The organism is Shewanella sp. CG12_big_fil_rev_8_21_14_0_65_47_15, from assembly GCF_002783505.1.
GTDB lineage: Bacteria > Pseudomonadota > Gammaproteobacteria > Enterobacterales > Shewanellaceae > Shewanella.
The window spans coordinates 155,544-178,589 of the sequence record NZ_PFGL01000019.1 but is presented as its reverse complement, the minus strand read 5'-3'; the positions used below and the strand labels follow the sequence as shown (position 1 = coordinate 178,589).

The 23,046-nt window shown below is 44.7% G+C and carries 23 protein-coding genes; 11 read left to right on the top strand and 12 right to left on the bottom strand.

The genetic code is table 11. From position 1 onward, the window contains the following. Positions 1-102 precede the first annotated feature (102 nt). From COW15_RS05525 to COW15_RS05515, 3 genes are all read right to left on the bottom strand, one after another. The gene (locus tag COW15_RS05525; RefSeq protein WP_293630897.1) at positions 103-891 is read right to left on the bottom strand and encodes a slipin family protein; all 789 of its coding nucleotides are present in this window, start codon (positions 889-891) and stop codon (positions 103-105) included. Next, positions 875-2,212: a nodulation protein NfeD gene (locus COW15_RS05520; RefSeq protein WP_293630766.1), complete on the bottom strand. Its 1,338-nt coding sequence runs from the start codon at positions 2,210-2,212 to the stop codon at positions 875-877. Before COW15_RS05520 ends, COW15_RS05525 begins: the two co-directional genes overlap by 17 nt. 238 nt (positions 2,213-2,450) lie before the next feature. After that, entirely contained in the window at positions 2,451-2,864 is a 414-nt protein-coding gene (locus COW15_RS05515) for a GNAT family N-acetyltransferase (protein ID WP_293630765.1), read from the bottom strand. A 118-nt stretch (positions 2,865-2,982) separates the two neighbouring features. Between COW15_RS05515 and COW15_RS05510 the strand changes: the two genes are divergently transcribed. The 4 genes from COW15_RS05510 (at position 2,983) to kdsA (ending at position 6,466) form a co-directional block, all read left to right on the top strand. Then, a complete protein-coding gene (locus COW15_RS05510; protein ID WP_293630764.1) occupies positions 2,983-3,378 on the top strand; it encodes a SirB2 family protein in 396 nt (131 codons plus the stop codon). Further along, complete coding sequence (locus COW15_RS05505; protein ID WP_293630762.1) at positions 3,378-4,166, top strand: tetratricopeptide repeat protein; 789 nt, start codon at positions 3,378-3,380, stop codon at positions 4,164-4,166. Before COW15_RS05510 ends, COW15_RS05505 begins: the two co-directional genes overlap by 1 nt. A gap of 146 nt (positions 4,167-4,312) precedes the next feature. Beyond that, the gene (locus COW15_RS05500; protein ID WP_293630761.1) at positions 4,313-5,560 is read left to right on the top strand and encodes a DUF819 family protein; all 1,248 of its coding nucleotides are present in this window, start codon (positions 4,313-4,315) and stop codon (positions 5,558-5,560) included. Between the two features lie 57 nt (positions 5,561-5,617). Continuing rightward, a complete protein-coding gene (gene kdsA / locus COW15_RS05495) occupies positions 5,618-6,466 on the top strand; it encodes a 3-deoxy-8-phosphooctulonate synthase (protein ID WP_293630759.1) in 849 nt (282 codons plus the stop codon). Between the two features lie 209 nt (positions 6,467-6,675). Here kdsA and COW15_RS05490 read toward each other — a convergent pair whose 3' ends face one another. Further along, the gene (locus COW15_RS05490; RefSeq protein ID WP_293630758.1) at positions 6,676-8,448 is read right to left on the bottom strand and encodes a flavocytochrome c; all 1,773 of its coding nucleotides are present in this window, start codon (positions 8,446-8,448) and stop codon (positions 6,676-6,678) included. Positions 8,449-8,672: 224 nt separating this feature from the next. On the opposite strand from COW15_RS05490, the gene COW15_RS05485 reads away from it, so the two are divergent. The 4 genes from COW15_RS05485 to COW15_RS05470 all read left to right on the top strand — a co-directional run bounded on the left by COW15_RS05485 (position 8,673) and on the right by COW15_RS05470 (position 13,647). Continuing rightward, on the top strand, positions 8,673-9,701 hold the full coding sequence (locus tag COW15_RS05485) for a porin (protein WP_293630756.1): 1,029 nt from the start codon (positions 8,673-8,675) through the stop codon (positions 9,699-9,701). A gap of 144 nt (positions 9,702-9,845) precedes the next feature. Next, entirely contained in the window at positions 9,846-10,718 is an 873-nt protein-coding gene (locus COW15_RS05480) for a LysR family transcriptional regulator (protein WP_293630755.1), read from the top strand. A 22-nt stretch (positions 10,719-10,740) separates the two neighbouring features. Beyond that, complete coding sequence (locus tag COW15_RS05475) at positions 10,741-11,967, top strand: DUF819 family protein (protein ID WP_293630753.1); 1,227 nt, start codon at positions 10,741-10,743, stop codon at positions 11,965-11,967. Between the two features lie 129 nt (positions 11,968-12,096). Continuing rightward, on the top strand, positions 12,097-13,647 hold the full coding sequence (locus COW15_RS05470; RefSeq protein WP_293630751.1) for an EAL domain-containing protein: 1,551 nt from the start codon (positions 12,097-12,099) through the stop codon (positions 13,645-13,647). A gap of 51 nt (positions 13,648-13,698) precedes the next feature. Here the strand turns inward: COW15_RS05470 and COW15_RS05465 are convergent, their stop codons facing one another. The 4 genes from COW15_RS05465 to COW15_RS05450 all read right to left on the bottom strand — a co-directional run bounded on the left by COW15_RS05465 (position 13,699) and on the right by COW15_RS05450 (position 17,058). After that, positions 13,699-15,015 carry an ammonium transporter gene (locus COW15_RS05465; RefSeq protein ID WP_293630750.1) on the bottom strand — a complete coding sequence of 439 codons (1,317 nt, stop codon included), beginning with the start codon at positions 15,013-15,015 and terminating at the stop codon, positions 13,699-13,701. Further along, entirely contained in the window at positions 15,012-15,350 is a 339-nt protein-coding gene (locus tag COW15_RS05460; protein WP_293630895.1) for a P-II family nitrogen regulator, read from the bottom strand. Before COW15_RS05460 ends, COW15_RS05465 begins: the two co-directional genes overlap by 4 nt. A 309-nt stretch (positions 15,351-15,659) precedes the next feature. After that, a complete protein-coding gene (locus tag COW15_RS05455; RefSeq protein ID WP_293630748.1) occupies positions 15,660-16,646 on the bottom strand; it encodes a 2-dehydropantoate 2-reductase in 987 nt (328 codons plus the stop codon). 49 nt (positions 16,647-16,695) lie between these two features. Then, positions 16,696-17,058 carry a VanZ family protein gene (locus tag COW15_RS05450; RefSeq protein ID WP_293630893.1) on the bottom strand — a complete coding sequence of 121 codons (363 nt, stop codon included), beginning with the start codon at positions 17,056-17,058 and terminating at the stop codon, positions 16,696-16,698. Positions 17,059-17,220: 162 nt separating this feature from the next. On the opposite strand from COW15_RS05450, the gene COW15_RS05445 reads away from it, so the two are divergent. Then, positions 17,221-17,706 carry a YajQ family cyclic di-GMP-binding protein gene (locus COW15_RS05445; RefSeq protein ID WP_293630746.1) on the top strand — a complete coding sequence of 162 codons (486 nt, stop codon included), beginning with the start codon at positions 17,221-17,223 and terminating at the stop codon, positions 17,704-17,706. Positions 17,707-17,809: 103 nt separating this feature from the next. On the opposite strand, the gene COW15_RS05440 is transcribed toward COW15_RS05445, so the two are convergent. The 4 genes from COW15_RS05440 to COW15_RS05425 form a co-directional block, all read right to left on the bottom strand. Then, positions 17,810-19,219 carry an MFS transporter gene (locus COW15_RS05440; protein ID WP_293630744.1) on the bottom strand — a complete coding sequence of 470 codons (1,410 nt, stop codon included), beginning with the start codon at positions 19,217-19,219 and terminating at the stop codon, positions 17,810-17,812. A gap of 264 nt (positions 19,220-19,483) precedes the next feature. Then, a complete protein-coding gene (locus tag COW15_RS05435) occupies positions 19,484-19,804 on the bottom strand; it encodes a hypothetical protein (RefSeq protein ID WP_293630742.1) in 321 nt (106 codons plus the stop codon). A 68-nt stretch (positions 19,805-19,872) separates the two neighbouring features. After that, on the bottom strand, positions 19,873-20,457 hold the full coding sequence (locus tag COW15_RS05430; RefSeq protein ID WP_293630740.1) for a peptidylprolyl isomerase: 585 nt from the start codon (positions 20,455-20,457) through the stop codon (positions 19,873-19,875). A gap of 33 nt (positions 20,458-20,490) precedes the next feature. After that, complete coding sequence (locus COW15_RS05425) at positions 20,491-21,057, bottom strand: YajG family lipoprotein (RefSeq protein WP_293630738.1); 567 nt, start codon at positions 21,055-21,057, stop codon at positions 20,491-20,493. A 152-nt stretch (positions 21,058-21,209) separates the two neighbouring features. Between COW15_RS05425 and COW15_RS05420 the strand changes: the two genes are divergently transcribed. Together COW15_RS05420 and COW15_RS05415 are read left to right on the top strand one after the other, a co-directional pair. Then, positions 21,210-21,770, top strand: coding sequence for a porin family protein (locus tag COW15_RS05420; protein WP_293630891.1), 561 nt, complete (start codon positions 21,210-21,212; stop codon positions 21,768-21,770). A gap of 222 nt (positions 21,771-21,992) precedes the next feature. Next, positions 21,993-23,024 carry a DUF2804 domain-containing protein gene (locus tag COW15_RS05415; protein WP_293630737.1) on the top strand — a complete coding sequence of 344 codons (1,032 nt, stop codon included), beginning with the start codon at positions 21,993-21,995 and terminating at the stop codon, positions 23,022-23,024. The last annotated feature ends 22 nt before the right edge of the window (positions 23,025-23,046 follow it).

Genomic DNA, 23,046 nt, shown 5'->3' with positions numbered 1-23,046 from the left:
GAATCTTGCCACCCTAATGCCTAGGTTTAACAATGGGGCTATGGCTAATTCGCCGTAAAAACGGGTTCTTCACTGTTGGTAATAAGCCTCTATTTGGACAAATTATGTCTCCTTTCGCTTATTGGGGGTGATATTTTTCATGACACCATCCAAGAGATCCATTGGCATAGGAAAGAGTATGGTGGAATTGTTTTCCGCTGCAATTTCGGTCAGTGTCTGCAAATAACGCAGCAGTATGGCGTTGGGCTCAGTGGCGAGCTTGCTCGCCGCCTCGACCAGTTTTTCCGCCGCCTCCATTTCCCCTGAGGCATGGATAACCTTGGCCCGACGTACCCTCTCGGCCTCCGCTTGGCGGGCAATGGCACGGATCATGGTCTCGTTGAGATCGACATGCTTGATCTCGACATTTGAGACTTTAATACCCCAACCATCTGTCCTCGCATCCAAAATCCCCTGAATATCGGCATTGAGCATGTCTCGATTGGCCAGCATCTCATCCAATTCATGTTGCCCTAGCACAGATCTCAAGGTCGTCTGCGCCAGCTGCGAGGTGGCCTGCAGGTAATCTTCAACATTGATGATGGCTTTCTGGGCATCCACAACCCTGAAATAAAGCACGGCGTTGACTTTGACTGACACGTTATCGCGGCTGATTACATCCTGGCTCGGCACATCCATCACCACAGTTCGCAGATCGACTCGGACAATCTGTTGAATAAAAGGGATGACTATGATGAGTCCAGGCCCCTTGACCTTATAGAAACGTCCAAGTAGGAATATCACCCCTCGCTCGTATTCCCTAAGGATGCGAAAGGTGCTGATGAGCAGGACCAAGGTCAATAGAATCAAGGCTCCGAAGAGAAGAGTGCCCGCGTTAGAGATGGGATCCATCATAGGTCTCCTTAGGTTGTTCGGCGGCAACCCTGAGTGTCAGTCCGTCTATCTGGACTACCACCACAGACTCACCCTGTTTCAAAGGCTGCTGACTCACGGCAGCCCAACGTTCTCCGGCGAGTTCGACAAAGCCATGGCCGTCGAAATCATGCTCCACTATGGCGTAGGCACCAATGATGGCTTCTTGACCACTGACTATTCTGTTGCCTTGGGCGCGCCACAGGTAACCCAAGATAACCAGGACAAAGATGCCGGACACAGTTGCTACTCCCGCGATAAGCAAGGGATCGAGTTTTAATTCCGGCTGCTCGGTATCGATAAGGAACACTGAGCCGATAATAAAGGCGACTATGCCGCCAAAACCAAAGATCCCGAAGCTTGGCTGTAGTGATTCGACAACTAGCAGGCCAATGCCGAGCAGGAGCAGGCCTAGGCCAGCATAGTTGAGTGGCAACATCTGGAAAGCATAGAGGGCAATCAACAATGCGATGGCTCCCGCTATTCCGGCAACCCCAATTCCTGGACTGTAAAACTCCAGTAACAGACCGTAGACCCCTATGAGCATTAAGATGTAGGCAATATTGGGATTGGTAATAGTGCCGATGAAACGATTGCGCCAATCCGGCTGACGATAGTCCAGCCGAGTCTGGGCAAGGTGCAGTTGCAGTTGCTGTTCACCTATCTTGACCTTGTAGCCCTCGAGGTGTTTAAGCAATTCCTGAGGGCTGGCGGCAAGCATGTCGATCACTTGTTTTTCCAGCGCCTCCTCTGCCGTTAGCGTCGCCGCTTCTTTCACTGCCAGCTCGGCCCACTGGGCATTGCGACCGCGCAGTTGTGCTAAGGCACGTATGTAGGCAATCGCATCGTTGAGCACTTTCTGCTCCATTGCATCGCTCTTGGGTTTATCTTCTTTACCATCTTTATCCCCTGTCATGCTGATCTTCACTGGAGTGGCCGCACCAAGCGTGGTTGCAGGTGCCATGGCGGCAATATGGCAAGCATAGAGAATATAGGTGCCAGCACTGGCGGCCCGAGCCCCGCTGGGGTAAACCAAGCAGGCGATGGGAATAGTGGAATTCAGGATGCGTTGGTTGATGTCCCTCAAGCTGGAACTGAGTCCACCAGGAGTATCCATGACCAGCATGATGAGGGGGGGCTTAGTCACTTCGTTGGCTCGAGCTATTTCGCGTATAAGGTAATCGCTCAAGGCTGGGCCTATGGCGCCGTTGATTTCGAGTACAGGGATCTGAGTATCAGACTGGTTGGCAGGGGGATCCGCTATCGCTGACCCAGAGATCAGTGTAAGGGAGGACAACATAATAAAGGACAGTACCTTCACGGACAGCCTAGGTAGTAAGCCTCTGAATAACCAAGAACACATGACAATATCTCGCCGCATATACAGCTTAAGTCTAGTCGACTGTCTGTAAGCTTGCGCGATATTCCAGCGATGGCTTGCTATGCTTGGCGCTGTGAGTCAGATGAGCGTTCCGGAGATAACAGGATGATCGACGGAGAATGCCCAAAGCACTGAAGATGGTCACAGGAGGTCAAGATCACAACACTTTTACCATAAAAAATTTGCTGCCAGTTTCGGGGTAGGCTTGCTGTATCCATTGCACATGGTAGCCGTGGCGTTCGTAGAAGGGTTTGGCTTGAAAATCTAAGGTGTCGAGTAGGGCAAATTGGCAGCCACGCGCTTTTGCCTTGAGCTCTGCCTCCAATAATAACCGTGAACCGATTTTTTGCTGCCTTAGGGATTCATCGACCCAAAGATAATCAATCAAAAACCAGTTGCCGAAGGTTTTTCCGCTAATGCCCGCTAGCAGTTTACCCTCTGAGTCCTGCAATTTCAGCCCGAGGTTTTTACGGCTAAGCCCTTGCCATTGTACTTGATTAAAGGCGACGATTTTTTGTCTTACCGCTTCGGCAAAGTCGGTCGATTCATCGTCAATTAGCAGTAAATTCATTATTATTTCCTATCAATTTATGAATTGAATTGAGTGCGTTAATCTACAGCCTTAGGCATTGGTCTGGCGTAACGATTAGGGTAAACTAGCGCCTTTGTCACTGGCCATAAGTATCGCAATGGAAACTTTTTACAGTCTTTATCCTGCTGTTAAGCATCTGCATTTAACCTTAATTGCCCTAAGTGTGCTGTTTTTTATCGTTCGTTTTGTACTGCATTTACGTCAGTCTGCACTGATGGATAAGAAATTGGTCAAGGTCGCTCCCCATGTGATCGACACTTTCTTACTGCTTTCGGGCTTAACTTTATGTTTTATGATCAAGCAATATCCCTTTGTGGATCCTTGGTTGACCGAAAAAATTGGTGCGGTTGTGGCTTATATTGCCCTAGGCGTGATTGCGATAAAAGCGAATAGAAACAAACTTTTCAAAGTATTCGCCTTCCTCGGTGCTATAGGTTGGTTAGTCTACGCGGCTAAATTGGCGCATTTTAAACAAGCGGTATTATTGGGTTAATGGGTAAATACACTCTGCAAGATGGCATTTCATTGCCCGAGTCGGCATTGGATTTAGGTGCTCACCTTGGCTTTTCAAACCTTAAGGCGGCGAAGTGGGCCTGGTTTGAATTGGCGGGAGCCGTATTAAGTCACTACTTGGTTGATCAGCAGCAGCGGCTAAATGCACTATTGCATTGGTTTTATCACGATCTCGGTTTTTGTGTGCGAGACAATTACTTCAGTGTTGAGGCGGCGGACTTAGGTACTTGCCTTATCAGTAAGCAAGGCAATAGCACCACGCTAGCTACGGTATTGATGTTACTCGCAAAACAGCTCGATCTAGAACTGGAGCCGCTGTTATTACCGGGTAATACAGTGCTAAGAAGCAAGATTGCGGGGGAGGTGCGCTATCTCGACCCTTTAACGGGCAATGAACTGACAAAACACCAATTACATGTGTTAGTCCGCGGGGAGTTAGGTAACGCGGCCGAGTTAAAGCCGAGCTATTTAAAGGCGGCATCGGTCAAAAAGCTGATTTCCCGCATGTTGCACGAGCTTAAGGCGGGTTGCATCGTTTCCCATCAATTTGAGGCGGCGATGGAATGTTGTGGTTTGTTATTGCAGTGGCACCCCGATGATGTGCACCTCAATCGAGAGCGCGCTTTTATCGCCCAGCAACTCGGCTGTATCAATGTGGCTGCCGCCGATTTACAGCATTTTGTCGATAATAGCCCGCACGATCCGGTAATCGAAATTGTGAAGATGCAGCTCAAAGAGTTAAACGAGCATGCCGAAATCTATCATTAAAAGCAGAGCCTTTCGGGGCTCTTTCTTATTTATTATTGAATCCAATACAAAAATAACACTGGGCAGATGGGAAGTTTGACTCAGGGCTGCAACATGCAGTGATAACCATAAATACAATAAACTGTACTAAACAGGGAGACATTAGCATGACAGGCACAGCATTAGTTACTAATGACGCGGTGGCGCTCGGGATACTCGCCACAATATTAGGTTTTGTTTTTTATACCAGTAGCAGTCGTCATCCTTTCTGGCAAAAATTTTACCGTTTTATTCCGGCATTATTATTGTGTTATTTCTTGCCGTCACTATTAAATACCTTTGGGGTGATAGATGGCCATACATCGCAGTTGTACTTTGTCGCGTCCCGCTATCTATTGCCCGCTTGTCTAGTTTTACTGATTTTAAGCGTTGATTTAAAAGCTATTTTAGGTCTTGGCCCTAAAGCTGTTGTCATGTTTTTAACGGGAACCATAGGGATAGTTATCGGTGGGCCCATTGCACTGCTTGCTGTGTCATTTATCGAACCTTCTCTTATTGGCGTCGATGGCCCCAATGCGGTGTGGCGCGGCATGACAACGCTGGCGGGAAGCTGGATTGGCGGCGGCGCAAACCAAGCGGCGATGAAAGAAATTTATGAGGTGGGCGGCAATATTTTCTCAGTAATGGTGACAGTCGATGTGATTGTGGCCAATATTTGGATGGCGGTATTGCTGTTTATGGCATCGAAAGCCAAAGAGATAGACGCAAAGACTGGCGCCGATACCTCCGCTATCGAGACTTTAAAAAACAAAGTTGAAAAATATCATGCTGAAAATGCGCGTATTCCTAACCTACGGGACTTAATGCTCATTGTCGCTGTGGGTTTTGGCATTACGGGTGTCGCCCATATTGCCGCGGATTTTCTGGGGCCATTTTTCGAGGCCAACTACCCTTGGACTGAGGATTACAGTTTTACCTCTAAGTTCTTCTGGTTAGTGGTCATAGTGACAACCATAGGGTTAGCCATGTCCTTCAGCCCTGTGCGTCACTTAGAAGCGGCTGGGGCATCGAAGGTGGCATCGGCCTTCCTTTATATTCTGGTGGCAACCATAGGTTTGCATATGGATGTCAGTAAAGTGCTCGACACGCCCTTGTACTTTTTGGTGGGCATTATTTGGATGATAGTGCATGCAGGCTTTATGTTATTGGTGGCTAAACTGATTAAGGCCCCCTTGTTTTATATGGCGGTGGGCAGCCAAGCCAACGTCGGTGGTGCGGCATCGGCACCTGTGGTCGCTGCGGCATTTCACCCCGCATTAGCCCCCGTTGGGGTATTGTTAGCCGTATTTGGTTATGTGCTAGGCACTTATATGGCGTGGATTTGTGGTCAAATTTTACAGTTAGTTGCGGTATAGCCGCCTTAGCTCCTATTCACCGCTGGCAAGGTTCCAGCATTTTAGAGAGAAGTTGCGATGAGTAATAAAATCATAAACTTAGGTTCAATCGAAATTGCAAACGATAAACCTTTTGTGTTGTTTGGTGGCATGAACGTGCTTGAGTCTCGCGATCTCGCTATGTCGATTGCTGAAACCTACGCCGAAGTGACCCAAAAATTGGGGATCCCCTATGTATTTAAGGCATCCTTCGATAAGGCGAATCGCTCTTCTATTAATTCCTACCGTGGTCCAGGCATGGAGGAAGGGTTAAAGATTTTTGAAGAAATCAAGAAAACCTTTAACTTGCCACTGATCACCGATGTGCATGAAACCTATCAGTGTGCCCCCGTTGCCGAAGTGGTCGATATCATTCAGTTGCCAGCCTTCCTTGCCCGTCAAACGGATCTGGTTGTGGCCATGGCGAAGACCGGCGCCATCATTAACGTGAAAAAGCCGCAGTTTTTAGCGCCCCACGAGATGCGCCATATCATTACTAAATTTAATGAAGCGGGTAACGACGAAATCATCCTCTGCGAACGTGGCTCATGTTTTGGCTACAACAACTTAGTCGTCGATATGCTAGGTATGGATGAGATGAAGCAATCTGGCTATCCGGTGATTTTCGATGCGACCCATGCGCTGCAACGTCCCGGTGGCCGTACCGATTCCGCTGGCGGACGTCGTGCACAGGCGACAGAATTAGCCCGCAGTGGTATGGCGCTTGGCCTAGCGGGCCTGTTTATTGAAGCCCACCCCGATCCCGATAATGCTAAGTGTGATGGCCCCTGTGCGCTGCCTTTACATCAGTTAGAAAATTATCTGAAGCAAATGAAAGCGATGGATGATTTGGTTAAATCATTCGAACCCATTGACACTAGTAAGTAAGCATAAAAAAGAGAGGTTGAATAACCTCTCAAAAATAGCAGGGGAGTTTTTAATGCTCGGGCAATAAAGTAAATTGCCAATATTTACGATGAAAAAGACGAAGGATAAGATGTATTTACTTAAATGAGATCTTAAGAATACATCTAAGGTAATACATATAAGTACAGATAAAATGAGAGACCTGTTGATCTCTCATTTTAATATCACCACTACTTTTGGTTTAGTGCGTGTTTTGCTGCATTTGTACCCGCAATTTTGCCAAAAATTACAGTGTCAGCGACGGCATTACCACCTAAGCGATTATATCCATGCACACCACCTGTGACTTCGCCCGCTGCAAATAAGCCAACCAACGGTTTACTTTGAATATTCAGCACCTCGGCTTTGGTATCAATTGCGACACCACCCATAGTATGGTGAATACCGGGAGCCACTTTTACGGCATAAAAAGGGGCCTTTTCTAGTGGTAATGGCATTTGTTCGCGAGCAAAATCTTCATCCTTACCTTGTTTAAAATAGCGATTGTAGTTTGAAATCGTTTTTTCTAATGCGTTTTCTTTCATACCTGTGATTTTTGCAAGTTCAGAAACCGTATTTGCTTTTTCCAGCATATTTAAATGGTCATATCCTTGAACCATTTTTGCTTTTTTATAAAGCTCATTATCGAAGACTAACCAAGCATATTGTTCAGGTTGTTTGAGAATGGCATCGGATGCTTTATCGCGAGTAGTTAATTCGCTGATAAAACGATTGCCATCTTTATTGACCATAATAGCACCTACACCTCGTACGGTTTCCGAGATTAAAATGCGGCTATCTTTTCCCACAGTCGGATGAGCTTGTACCCAATCAATATCTGTCATACTCGCACCGATTGCCTTGGCAAGTTCAATACCATCACCTGTTGAAGTGATATTGTTTGAACTCGTCATACCTTTAAATGTGGGGCGATAAAATGCGACCATTTCTTTGTTAAAACCATATCCTCCCGTCGCAAGAACAACTGATTTTGCTGCAACCATATAATGGCCGGAGTGTTTACCGTGGACGACAACGCCGACAATTTTTTGGTCTTCATCAATAACCAGTTTGACGACTTTAGAGTTGAGTCTTGTATCAACACTTTCATTTACAGATGCTTTTCTAAGTACATCGATAATATGTGGACCAACACTTAAGCCTCCAGATGGTCGATGTGTCCTATCGACTCTAGCGCCGCCTGAACGTTTCAAATCGTCCATGTTTGCGCCCAAAGATTCTAGCCATTTAATGCCATCAGCTGATTGCTCCGCTAATATTTGCACCAATTTAGGATCGTTCGCATACCGTCCGCCTTTCATAGTGTCTTCGACATACCATTCGATTTTATCTTCAACCTTGTGGTCTTTTTGCTGAACAGTACCCACTGCATTATATCCACCAGCGGCGAGCATCGAATTTCCACCACTAAACGGTGCTTTATCAAGCAATATAACGTTGGCACCCGCTTTTTTGGCTGCTATTGCTGCATTAAACCCGGCACTACCGGCCCCAACAACAATCACATCCGTTGTTTCTTTAGGGCCCGCAGCAATTGCTTTATTTATTGCCTCATTATCCCAACCCTTATCCCACGGCTCTTTGGCTTTTGCTTTATTAAAAGGCATGTCGAGCCCTTCAAATGAATGGCATTCGTTACAATATAGCTTTGGTTGTTCATGCCCTTTATGGCAAGAGGTACAGTTAATATCGCCTAAATGTGAAGAGTGTGGATCGATTTCTAGTTTAGGGTTTGCTAGTTTTGCATAATCACCATGACAGGATTTACATTGTTGATTTTCAAAAGTTTCACTATCACTTACCTTGTTAGGTGTTGCATGACAGGTTTTGCAGCCATCGATACTTTTATGAAAAGAGGCTAAATCATTTTTATTATCCGTAGCAGCCCATGATGAAGCCGTTAGAATTGAACATATAAATATGCTCAAATATTTTATTTTCATACATTTCTCCAAGTGTGTCTTTATCAGTTTTATATCATGATAGTTATATTTCATCCTGAAATAGTGATGTTGCGCAATGAATCGATGTTGTTAAATATAATTTAATTGATTTTAAGTTATATTTAACTGTGTGAATTTGTTGGTTAGTTGTGATCTAAGGCTGAGATGTGTTGGATTAAATCACTAATATGGAATTGTTTTTATATTCTAAAAAGGTGATTTCAATGAAAACTGTTAAATATACTTGTCTTGGTGCAATTTTAATTTGTTCTACTCAAGTTGTATCTGAACCACTAGACTTTTATGGGCGATTATGGCTTGGTGTTGCAAACTCAAGTAATGGTCTTTCTGGTAATGAAAAGGTTGATGGTTTTTCCCTTGAAAATTATGCATCGTATTTAGGCGTTAAAGGAGAATATGGTGTATATGATAATTTTAGTTTGCTATATAAATTTGAAGCAGGGATAGAAAGTTTTGATAACGATGATACCAATATTTTTAAACCTAGAAACTCTTACTTAGGTTTTAAAACTAATTATGGGTCAGCTGTGTTCGGACGAAATGATACTGTCTTTAAAAGTGCTGAAGGAAAAGTGGATTTATTTAATATTACATCAAGCGATATGAATATGATCATTGCGGGTAACGATAGATTAGGTGATTCAGTAACATTGAATAGTGCTAAAGTTGCTGGTGTGACCATGGGTGTCAGTTATGTTTTTGATAAAGATTTTAATAAAAAAAATCCAGAACTATCTGAAAAACAAAATAATTATGCAGTTAGCTTAACCTTAGGTGATGCATCACTTAAGAAAAATAATCACTATGTTTCAATTGCTTATGCGGATGGTTTGAATCTGCTAGAGGCAACGAGATTGGTCGGTGGTCTTTCCATTGCATCGGTAAAATTGGGTGCTATGTACCAACATTCAGAATCTAATCTTTATGACAATATTAAAGGAAACTCTTATCTATTAAGTATGAGTGTTCCAATTGATAAATATGATATAAAGCTTCAATATTTAAAAGATGATGCAGGGCTTGGTAAAGTTACAAAAAATGCTGGAGCAGATCTAAAAACGTTGAAAGAAAGTGATGTAAGTCAATATTCGCTAGGTGTTGACTTTAAGGCTCAGAAGGATTTGACATTTGGGGTAGGTATTTCCTATTTTGATGGTGATTATACCGATGCCAAAGGACATACTGAGTTTGACGATACCCTTGTTTTTGTGTCTACAAAATATCTATTTTAATCACTATATAAAGCGGCCTAAATGGCCGCTTTATGAAAATTAGATACTTATCATGTTTACTTGTGAGGGTTTTGAACTATGATACTGCTAATAAATTGATTTTATCCCACGGAGTATATGATGCGGATAACACTAAGGCAGCTAATGATCTTTAAAGCCATACATTCTGAGAGGCAGATCTCAAAAGCGGCAAAAGTGCTTCATATGTCAACTCCTGCAGTAAGTATGGCGCTTAAAGAGTTAGAGAGCTCTTTAGGGTGTAGATTATTTGAGCGTGTTGCTGGTGGTTTGGTTGTGAATGCTCATGGTGAAATCATATTACCCTATGCAAATGAAATGCTCTGTAAAGGAAAGGAATTAGAGAATATATTTTCATTTTCTGAACATGGTATTAAGGGAACTCTAACTATTGGGAGCAGTAAAACTGCGGGTAACTATGTGTTATCTAAAAAAATCCCTTTATTTAAGAGTCAATATCCAGATGTAAAAATAAAACTAGTCATTGATAATAGCTTAGTTATTGAAAAAATGGTTTCAGAAAGGGAGCTTGATTTAGGCTTTATTGATGCAAAACCTGCGAGTAAAAATCTCATTTGTGAGCACTGGTTGCAAGATAATCTTTGTCTTGTGAGTGGTGCAACTCATCCTGCGGCTAGTGATGTAAATACAAAGGCATGGCTTAGTGAACAATTATGGATATTCGACCATGAGGCATCGCTTTCTCGAATTCGTGCAATTCAATTACTAAAAAGTTTAAATATTCATGTTCGTGATGAAATATGCATGTCAACAATAGGAGCAATTAAAAGGGCTATTGGAACTGGTATAGGTTTGAGTGTACTACCTATGTTAGCAATCGATGTTGAATTAGCTAGAGAGGACCTTATTTTATTGTCTGTGGATGGATGGGACTATAAAAGAACTTATTGGTCAATTCAGCGTGAAGGAGAAGAATTGTCTGCATTAAGCATGAGTTTTTTAGCTTTTAGTAAGCAGCAATATAACCCTTTGTGCTAATTATTCTAGTAGGTGAACTAATTTGCTGTCATCAGATCTTGAAATAGGAGTTTTTTTAGCGCTTTTACTATGGGGTGTTTTTTATACACATGCATCATCGATAAGTTTTTTTAAAAAATTTTATAAAATTTTTCCTTTAATGTTAGTATGTTATGCTTTACCTGCTATTTTTAGCTCGTCAAATATTATTAATGCTAGTAATAGTCAACTTAGTGACATGGCAAAAACACACTTTATGCCAAGTTGTTTATTTTTATTGATCTTAAGTACAGATTTTTTCGCTTTAAGCTTAGTAGGCAAAAAACTACTAGGTATGTTTGTGTTAGGCGCTGTGAGTATCTGCATTGGTGGGCCATTGAGTCTATGGCTTGGTTCTATATTTTTTCCGTATGAGCTTGCTTGGCAGGGAGATAATGCTGCATGGAAAGGCATGTCAACCTTGATGGCAAACTGGCTTGGTGGAACAGCTAATCAATTAGCAATAAAAGAAATTCATCATGTTGGTGATGCAATATTTGCAGTAATGATGGCTATTAATATTATTTTTTCCAGTATATGGATGGTTATATTACTTTTTATTGCAGAACGTCAGGATAAAATCGATGATTTTCTTAAAGCTGATAAAAGTTATAGACCGACATTTTGTTCTGATGTTGAGTATAAAGTCATAGATAAATGGGAAAGGTATTATTGGACACTGATATTGGGTTTGACTTTCTTTATGGTGATGTTCTTTAGTAAAGATCTGTCATCCATACTTGCCAACACAACGGCTTACTATTTTCCATATTTGTTCAAATACAATCTTACTTCTGATTTTTTTTGGTCAGTGTTAATAGCTACCTTTTTAGGACTGTTATTCTCTTTAACAAATGCAAGACATGTCTTAGTTAAGGAAACGCGTAAGGTTGCTCTTTTTTTTATCTACATTATGATTATGTTGATGGGGTTGAATTTTGATGTTAGTGCATTGGGTGCTGCTCCTTACTACGTTTGTATAGGACTTATTTGGTTTTCTATACATATTATTATTTTACTGATTTTTACCGTATTTTTTCGTTTACCTATCATGTATTTAGCGGTTGCGAGTCAATGTAATATTGGTGGTGCAGCTTCTGCACCCGTTATCGCTAGTGCTTTTCATCCAAGATTAGCTTCCGCAGCGGTATTGATGGCTGTTTGGGGCTACACTTGGGCTTCTTTATTTGCATGGTATATCGGCTTTTTAATGCAATTCATTCAACCATAATTGATTAAGATAGATTGTTTCTATCCTGATTTTAGTCATGTTGAACGTCTTTAATTTTGTTTTGAACATTTGCAAGATTCACGGTTAAAATACATATTGTTACAACAATTTAATAAGGGATTTGCTAGGATGCTGACCCGTTTAAACTTTATACAAAAAAGCATGCGCCAATTACTCACCACTTTTAGCCTGACATTCAAGCAATGGGGATTATTGCTGTCGCTGCCCATTTTGCTGTCCTTGGGGATAAGTTATGCCATCACTGGCTATGTTGTGCATGATAAAGCGCGGGAAGTGGGAAACTTTAATTTAGAGCGTCTTGATGAGTTGTTACTGCAGTCGGACAGTATTAGTGAATTTGCCATGACCCTCAAGGAGGGCGACTGTGGCAAACTCCGCGAGTATATGAGGTTTAGGCCCTATTACCGTGGCGTACTTTTATTTAACGATAAAACCTTTTATTGCTCTTCTATGACAGGGAATATCGAGTTACCGCTTAATTCACTCTTACCTGAGTATCAACTTAAGGACTCTGCTCGCTATATAGTGCCCGAAACTCCGGCTCGACTAGGGGTCCCTGCCATTATCGTTATCTCTAAGGATGCACAGACGCACCGCGGTGCAATTGTAGTGCTTGAAGGGCAGTATCTTATTGATAGTTTTATTCAACCTGAAGTCTCTCCCCGTCCCGTTGACACTGTCGTGCTTGGTTTGCATGGTGCAACTTTACCCAGTGAAACTCACTTCGGTGAGGGGGAAGTCGTTAGTGTATTGGCCGATGATAAGGAGTTTCTCATTTTATTGGAGATGTCTAATGCATTCTTTTGGCATTTCTTTTGGATTTACTTTGGGATATTACTGCCCATTCTCTTTATCTTCCTCTTGCTGTCTGGGTTACTGCTCTGGCGTAAAAAGAGCCGACATTCATTGGCGGACGATATTCGCAGTGGGATAGAAAATGAAGAGTTCTTCTTAGTTTACCAGCCAGTGATAAGCACTGGGGATGGTAAGGCGAAAGGGGTCGAGGCGTTAGTGCGTTGGCAACATCCACAAATGGGTTTAGTGCGGCCCGATTTGTTTATTCCCATAGCAGAAGATAGTCAACTTATTGTTCCTCTTACGAATTATATATTTGAACGGGCGCTGGTAGATTTTGCCGATATGGAAGTGGAAGCTGGGTTTAGAATTGGCTTCAACGTAGCCCCAGAACATTTTATCCAAAGCGATATTGAAGCTAAGTTTATACACTTGCGTGATTCGCTCGCGCGGATTGGCGTTAAACCTCTGGTTGAAATCACCGAGCGGCAGTTGCTGACAACCGATATTTGTCAACGTATTGAAGGGCTAAGGCAATTGGGGGTTCTAGTGGCAATCGATGACTTTGGGACTGGGCAAACCACTTTATCTTTGCTGCAAACCATGCCGCTAGATTACTTAAAAATTGATAAATGTTTTATCGATACCATAGGGCATGAGTCGGTGACCTCCCATGTGCTCGATACGATTATCGAACTCTCCCATAAGATGAATTATGTTGTGGTGGCCGAAGGGGTCGAGACCCAGGAGCAGGCGGACTATTTAACCCATCGCCAAGTGCATTTTTTACAGGGATATCTCTTTGCTAAACCAATGAAACTAGAAGATTTAAAACTGTGGTTAGTGAAAGATAGGCTCAACTAGTGTGTGCCAATATACAAGAGCATGGGGGCATCTTGGTGCCCCCATGTTTTATTACAGGCTATACCCCGTCTCTTCATGCTCGGATAGGTCTAAGCCGTTGACTTCTTGCTCAGCGCTTACCCTAAGCCCTCCGAGTAGTTTGCGGATAATCACAAACAATAACCAAGTCACTATGGCGGTATAAGTGAAGGTTGCTGCAACCCCTATAATTTGCACGCCAAGTTGGTCAATCATAGTGTCATTCACAGCGGCAAAGCCGTAACCGCTGAAAACGCCTAACTGTGTCGAGCTAAAGACCCCCGCCAATAGTGTGCCCAGTATGCCGCCGACGCCATGGACGGGGAAGACATCTAATGAGTCATCAATTTTAAGTTTCTGTTTGATATAAACCGTTGAATAAAAACACACGATCCCACCCAGTAGCCCTATCACTAGGGCGCCAGCCGGACCAACATAACCCGAGGCTGGGGTGATAGTGCCTAAACCCGCTACCATGCCCGTGACTATGCCAAGGGCACTGGGTTTACCAAATTTAAGCCACTCAATTGCCGCCCACGTCATGGCGCCCATGGAGGCTGCCAGATGAGTCGCAAGAATCGCCATGGCGGCAGTGCCATTGGCCCCGAGTGCACTGCCACCATTAAAACCGAACCAACCGACCCACAGCATGCCTGCACCTGTGACTGTCATGGTCAGGTTGTGGGGCATAATCGCCGAATTTAAAAATCCCTTGCGGGGTCCCAGTACCTTGGCTGCCACTAAAGCCGCAACACCAGCCGTGATATGTACTACGGTTCCGCCAGCAAAGTCATAGAGTCCTAGCTGGGCTAGCCAGCCACCACCCCAAACCCAGTGGGTAATGGGCGCATACACTAATAGTAACCAAGTGCTCGAAAAGAGCAGCACCGCCGAGAACTTCATCCGTTCGGCAAACCCGCCGATGATCAAGGCTGGTGTGATGATGGCAAAGGTCATCTGAAACAGCATAAACAGGGGTTCAGGAATATCACCGCTTAGGCTATCGCGGCCAATCCCTGCCAAGAAGGCTTTGCTGAGGCCACCGATAAAGCCATTACCCGTATCGAAGGCAATGGAATAGCCAACTACAAACCAGAGTACTGAGGCGATAGCGGCAATAGAAAAACACTGCATTAATATAGATAACACGTTCTTACTACGGACGAGTCCACCGTAAAATAGGGCGAGTCCTGGAAGTGTCATCAGTAATACTAGGGCCGAAGAGCTTAAGATCCATGCGGTATTGGCACCATTGACTTGCGCATCATCGGCCAGTGCCGTGGTAGCAAAAGTGCAGATAAGCAGTGTCAGTAGTGCTTTTAAGCCGAGTTTTAGCGGGGATAAACTCATATTGCATCCACTCCTTCTTCCGAGGTGCGGATCCGTATGACTTGCTCGAGGGCCGTCACGAAAATCTTACCATCGCCCACTTTACCCGTATGTGCGGCGGCGATAATGGCTTCAACTACCGCTTCTTCCTGTTCGGCGTGAATGGCAATTTCTAGCTTCATTTTAGGTAAAAAGTCGACGGCATATTCGGCGCCGCGATAGAGTTCAGTGTGACCCTTTTGGCGACCGAAGCCGCGGACTTCGGTGACTGTCATACCATGGACGCCAAGTTGAGTCAGGGCTTCACGTACATCGTCTAATTTGAAGGGCTTAATTATTGCGCTAACCAGTTTCAACATTATTCTCCAACAGACATTAGTCTCAAGTTGAACAGTTCAAGCAGGAATTGGGCCATAACCATAAAGTTTTTATTATCATAGTATTAACATTTTCACGCACCTAAATAGCCTTAGCTTTTGCTTTAAATGAGTGCAATCAGAAGTAGAAGCGCCCTGAATTGGTGCGCTTCGTTGGTGCAATCCTATCGGTTTTGACTTAGGCTAGTGCATTGGCAGAATCATGGGGGGCGGTGTTTAAATATGGGGGGATATTAGTGCGGTTATCGTCAAAATATGTTCAATAGATCTTTGTAAACAATAGATTGGCTATAATATTCCGCGGTGATATTCGGCCTCTAGCTGTTTAACTAATCCCCAGAGTTTTACATTGACTGGCGCACTTAAATTGTGCACTTTCGCTCGCTCACAGATATAGCCATTGATCTGATCTATTTCTGTTCGCCTTTGGTGTGCAATATCTTGGTGCATAGAAGAATAGTTTGTCGCCGTGAGTTCGATAACGCGGTAAACCCTTTCCTGTAAATTGCGTCTATCTAGGCTGATGCCATCATGGGCCGCTACATTCACTAGCTCATCGAGTATGTTGCTAATGGTGTCGCAAAATTCGGGTTGGGCAAGTGCGCCGTTATTGCAGTTATGGATGGCGGTCAAGGGGTTGATGGCGGCATTGACAGCGAGTTTTTGCCACAGGCAAGGAATGATAGCGTCCACCCATTCACTGCCGGGAATGGCATGTAGCAGGGCATGACGGTAATGCTCGTCGAGGGGAAATCCTGCAAAATGACCAAACTGAGTTAGCCCTTGTCCGGTCTGCTGAATCTGCCAAGGGGCTTGGCGTAATACCCCTTGGGAGGTTGTTCCTAGGCTTAGCCCGCTGCCGCCACCCGCTTGTCCATCAATCAGCTGTGCCAAGGCTAAGTGGGGACCCATACCATTATGTAGCAGTAAAATATGGCATTGGCTGGGTAGGTGCTTGAGTAAGGGCGAGAGCGCATCGAGCACTTGATAGGCTTTAACGCAGACAATCAGCAGACGAATATTGTCGAGCGCATCGGCCGCTAAGATAGGCACCGAATAATGAATGGCTTGGGCCTGCTGCTGATCGTCATGTTGATCGCTATGCTGATAGTCATTGGCTGACACTAATGGGCTGCAGCTTAGTAGCTGCTCACTAGAGCCGAGGGCATTGCGGCCGATAAAACCGACCTTCATACCCGCAGCAACCAGTTGGCGACAAATCAGTTGCCCAACGGCACCTGCACCTAAAATGGCAATATCCACAGCATGAGTCATATTTGCAGCCTTAAGATTTCTGTATCAGCGCCAATTTAAAGTGTTTGGATTAATCTTCCCGCAACTGCGCGGCGCGGAAATATTTGCCATAGGCCCAAAGGCAAAAGTAAAACAATGCAATACCCATAAAATCGGCGAGCACATCACCTATGGAAGCACTGCGGTAGGGTAAACGGGATTGTACCAATTCAATCAAGATGGCATAACCTGCAAGCACCAAGGATAACCAATACCAGCGAGGACGAAAGGCCAGGTAGGTGAGGTAAGAGAGGCAGAAGAAGCTGCCAAGATGCCCAACCTTATCGAGATTAGGGATGCTTTGCGAGTAGGTTGGTCTGGAAAACACCAGATAACTGATCACAACAACGGCTACGGCTAAAGCCAGTTTGAATAGGGTGTTTTTAGTTATCACAAATACGGTTTTATTGTCTTCGAGTGGGGCAATAATAGGAAAATGTGCAGTCAAAGTCACCCATAACCCGAGTTTTATCTTGCTAAGACAAAGTTAACCTTCAACTTGTAGTGGGGAGTCGGTAAACTATCGGCATTTATCATCACCTAAGGGGCGGCAACCATGCCTTCATTTGATATTGTGTCCGAAGTGGACGAAGTTGAGTTACGTAATGCGGTCGATAATTCTCGTCGTGAGCTCAGCAGCCGGTTTGATTTTCGCGGTAAAGATGCCAGCATCGAATATAAAGACCATGTGGTAACGCTAACGGCGGAAGACGACTTCCAATGCAAACAGCTAGTGGATATTTTACGCACTCAACTCTGCAAGCGTAATGTCGAACCCTCTGCGATGGATGTGGATGAAAAGTCGGTCCATAGCGGTAAAACCTTCTCCTTGAAGGTGCGTTTTAAGCAGGGTATTGAAACCGACATAGCGAAAAAAGTCGTTAAGATGATTAAAGACAGCAAGCTTAAAGTGCAGTCCTCTATCCAAGGTGACACTGTTCGGGTGACGGGTAAGGCCCGTGACGATTTGCAAGCGGTAATGGCGTTGATGCGTCAGTCCGAATTGGGTCAACCATTTCAATTCAATAACTTCCGCGATTAGTTCTGTTTGATGCTGGCTTAACTCTGGCATACAAATAAAGCCCCCAATGCTTAGCATTGGGGGCTTTTTGTTAGGCATGTGGTGCGTCAGTGACGGGCTAAATCTATGATTTATTAGGGTTGCGCTCTGCATCATCCATTAAAGATGTGCTTGGGTGTGGTGCATATTTATTGACTAAAGTAATCAAAAATAACACGGGAAACCCGATCACGCTGGCGGCGACAAAGAAGTTCACATAACCAAATGCATCGACATAGGCGCCAGAGAATCCGGCAATAAATTTAGGGAACAGTACCATAATCGAAGAGAGCAAAGCATATTGGGTCGCGCTGTAGCCGTTGCTAGTGAGACTCGATAGATAGGCCATAAAGGCAACCGTGGCTATCCCTGCGCTGAAATTATCGACCGAAATAGCAAAGGTTAAGAAGGGCACGTTATAGCCAATCACCGCCTGCCAAGCGAATAACAGATTGGTTACGGCGACCAGTAAAGCGCCGAGGAAGAGGATTTTCATAGTACCAAAGCGGGCTAGCAATACACCGCCGAAGGCGGCGCCGACTAAGGTCATGATCAGGCCGTAGATTTTACTGAGATAGGCAATTTCTTCCTTAGTGAATCCCATGTCCACATAGAAGACGTTCGCCATAATCCCCATCACAATATCCGAGATCCGGTAGCAGGAAATCAGCAAAAGGATGAGGATAGCACTATAGCCATAGCGTTTAAAAAAATCGATAAAGGGCAGCACACTGGCGGTATATATCCATGAAATACTGGCGGCAATAGCTTTGGGGTAGCTGGCGCTTAGACGTTGTTTTAACTCAAGTTCTGTTGCATCGACGGCGCGGGTGTCAACCTTGGGCTCGCGGCTAAAGAGGGTGGTTAATATTCCAATCGACATTAACCCCGCCATCACTAGGTAGGATGTTTGCCATGCGAGCAAGTTGTACTCAGTGTTACCGGGTTCAACCCAGGCCGCTATGGTAAGCGCACCTGCGGTGGCAACTATCATGGCGCTGCGGTAGCCCACTTGATAGGCGGCGGCTAATGCGGCTTGCATCTTCTCTGGGGCGGATTCAATCCGAAAGGCATCGATCACTATATCTTGGGTGGCTGAGGCAAAGGCAACCATAAGTGCGAAAATTGCGAGGCATTCGAGATCTTTTAAGGGGTCGCTAAAGGACATACCTAAAATAGCTCCAACCAGTAATAGCTGAGCCAACAGCATCCAACTGCGTCGTCGCCCTAGAAAGCGAGTTAGCAGTGGCAGAGAGAGCCTATCGACTAAGGGAGACCAAGCCCACTTAAGGCCGTAGGCTAATGTAATCCAGCTGAAATAACCAATAGCGGTGCGATCAACACCCGCCTCACGCAGCCAAAAGGATAGCGTCGAAAAAACTAACATGTACGGTAAACCAGCGGAAAACCCCAGCAATAGCAGAATCAAAACGCGCTTATGGTTGTAAACGCTTAAAGCATTGAGAGTGCGTTGAATAAAAACAGGTGCGGACATAAACATAAGCCGAAGAATCGAATCCGCCTAGCTTACGGGCAAGGTGCTATTGGATTCAAGGGCTAACTTTGGATTCAAGGACTAACTTTGGACTCACAGTAGCTTTTTATCCCTAAACAAACTGAAGACGCTGAAATTTGTATCTTCAGATAGCTTGGGTATAACGCCCCATCATTTTTGGGGCAAATGTCGCCAGAGCTATGCCACTTGGCATAAAAAAGACTCAGCAAGCTGAGTCTTTTTTAGGGTGATGTGATTTGAGTACTAAGGTCGAATACCGATACAACCCGCTGGCATTCGGCCCCCTAAACTGAGGAAATCACAACAGTCATCAATGTGTTTACGCAGATAATGATTGCCGCGGATCATCCAGTCTGGCCACTTGCTAAAACTGTGGAGCACGTGCCAAAACACTTTTTCCGTTTCCGTTTGCGCTTCGCCTGTCGGGACTAGCAGTTGCCATTCCTCTAGGGTATCCCATAGATAGAGCTGGACTTCATGGAAATCGAGTTCGTCGCTCAAAAACGCTTTTCCATACAGCGCAAGTTGGGGCGCCTTATTATCGATGAATTCTACCACAGTCATCGTTGCCTCCTTTCTATTGCTCCTTGAGTATAGGTGTACAATTAGCGCTTTTGCTCGAATTTTTGGGATTATTTTTTCGGGAGTAATTTTGCTGTTTTCAAGATAATGGGGGTGACTGGGACATCGGGCCAATTGAGTTTAGCATTGGTCGCCGTTTCGACCACGGCCATAGCTTCTAATACGGTTTTTCCTTCGATGATTTCACCAAATACAGCGTAACCCCAGCGGCGTTTCGATGGGTCGAGTTTAGTGTTGTCGGCCACGTTGAAATAAAACTGGCGAGTTGCCGAATGGGGTTCATTATCCCGAGCCATGGCAATAGTGCCCATGCTGTTGGTGAGGCCGTTTCCTGATTCGTTGACTATCGGTTTACCGTCTGGCAGCTCTTCATACTTAGGGGTGAGTCCGCCACCTTGCACCACAAAGTCACTGATCACGCGGTGGAAAATGGTGTTGTCGTATTCGCCTTTGACAACGTAAGTCAAAAAGTTATCTACGGTAATGGGCGCGCGGGTTCTATCTAGTTCGACCACTATTTTGCCTAAACTGGTATCAAACTCGACCTGGGGATAGAGAGTGTCGGGCTGAATGTCGATGGCCCAGCCGCTATGACTGGCACATAGGAGAAAGAGTGCAGATATCCAACGAAGCATTTTTATTTCCTTATTAATTACAGAATATTACTGTTATTGCTGTAAAAATTGATTCAGTTCAGGGTCGTTTAAAATTTCCCCTGTGAGCTGGCCGAGAAGCTTATTCATATCCAGTTCTAGGGTGGCAAAATCTGGGGTTAATGGGCCTTTTAACATGCCTTTTGCCTTATAACGTTTAACCAGTTCTTGGGTTGAGTTTTTGGCTTGCACTGCAATTATCACACTGTGTTTTGCCTCATAGCCAAAAGTCTTTTTAGTGACATCCATTTGCAATTCTTCTAATTGAATTTGCACTGAATTCGTCGCACTGGGATCGATTTGGTAACCCGCTTGTGTAAACCCATTGCGGAACACTTCATCGAGCAATAATTTAGGCGGTTCACTCGGACCGACTAAGCGTGTCTTAGTACCTTCTTCGATAAAACGTGCCACATAGTCGATATTGCGGGTATCAATAGTGTCGAGTGACATCAGAATAGGTCTGGATGTTTGTTGATTGATATCGGGCACTTGGGGACTGAAAGCCATATGGGTTGGATTTTGGCTTGCGCAGCCCACGAATAGCAGGGGAAAAGTTAAAGTCAGTAATAGCCGTTTCATGGGTTCTCTCGTGCAAATATAAAGTGGCTACAGCATACCAGAAATCACTTTTGATGCCACGGAGCACTTTCTTGGGAACTTAGGTTCAGTTTCGATACAGGGGGGCTGAGTATTATGAGGGCTTTTATCACTGCATAATTGGGAAGCTAATGATGAGAAAATGCTACTTATTGGGGGTTTTAGCGCTAGGGATGAATGTGGGGATGCTTAGCCTTAATGCCGATGCAAGCGAGTCCCCGCATATTCTGGGTGGGAGTTTAGGTTACGGTAGCCAAGAGTTTGAAACTAAGACTGGTAAATATGATGCAGGTGACACTGTGAATGGCGACTTATATTACCGTTATATGCTCAACGAGAATGTTGGGTTTGAAGCGGGTTATTTAGCCGGTTCCGGTGGGATTGTGAGTGCGATGGTCAGTACTATCAGCGAGATAAAGAACCTGAGTTATAACGGTGTTAGAACCACAGCCTATGGAGAGTATGCGCTGTCCCGCGGTAACAGTCTTTATGCCAAGCTGGGTGCTGCTTACACTCAAGTAAGCTATGAGATAAATAAGCAGGATATGGACTCGGACGATGTCGGCTTTTATGGTGCCGTTGGTTGGCAATATCGATTTAAGTCGGGATTCGGCTTGAATTTAGATTATCAATATATTCCGATGAAAGAGCTAGAGTTGCAGGGGATCAACTTTGGGATGAGCTATCGATTCTGAGCTTAATAGGGCCCAGTGCTTTGCTTTAAGCGCCTTTAAGGCGCGTTTTAGCTTACTTTGTAAGCGTGCGAGAATTAAATGGCATAACGTTCGATAACAAAGTTACAACAATTTGATGTTGCACTCTTTTAATGCAAAGGGGGACAGGTTAGAGTAAAAATTCGACGTTGAATTAGAGAGCATGAATGCTCCACATTACTTTTGCAAGCGCAGGGCGAAGCCATGTTACCTATCACCACTCAAATTGCTCCTGACAGTTTAATCAATCCTAAAGGTGTCCCGCATTTCGGTCATTTCGATGGCATAGTGAAATCCTTAGATGTCGCCCGTTTTGCCTATTTTGACACTATGGATAGACCCGCTTCCGCCTGGGCAAGACGCTTCGACTACAAGCAATTTCAGTTTGTTTCCTTAGTTACCCCGCGATACGTGATTGGCGTAGCGCTGGCCGATATTGCCTATCTCGGCAGCGCTTTTTGCTATGTATACGACATAAAAAACAATCGGTTAATCCAACAGCATTGGTTAAAACCCCTAAGGCTTGGCTATCGGATGACCACTTCTCCCGCTAATGGTAAGAGTCGCATTGGCCGCAAAGGGGCTGGGTTCAGTTTTGAGATAGTCGACGGTGGGTGGCGCTTGCTCCTCGATACTCAGCATATTCAAGCCGACCTTAAGTTGCAGCCAGCGCCACTCAGTTTACCCATGGCGATGTGTAGCCCAACGGGTTACAACGGCTGGACTTATACGCAGAAACACAATGGCTTAACCGTTAAAGGCAGTTTGACCGTTGAACATGAGCCACAGCCACTCAATCAAGCTTTAGCTGGCTATGATTTTTCGGCGGGTTTTATGCGCCGTGATACCAGTTGGCGCTGGGCTTCGATTAACGCCCAAATCGAGGCTGGCATTATGGGGCTTAACCTCGCAGCGGGAGTCAATGAAACTGGCGCCAACGAAAATGTCTTCTGGATTAATGGCGAACGGCATTTGCTTGGGCCAGTCCAGTTTGAATTTGACCGCCATGCCAGTCAAGGGGCTGAAGTGTGGCGTATCTATAGTCATAACGGGCAAGTCGAACTGCAGTTTTCAGCCAGAAACTGCCGTAGCGAAAAACGTAATTTACTGCTACTAAAGAGCAATTTTCGCCAGTATATCGGCCACTTTAGCGGCACTATTATCGATAATCAGGGACGACGCCATTCGTTGAATAATGTGCTTGGCTTAACCGAAGATCATTATGCTCGTTGGTAATAAATCCCGTAGACAATAAATA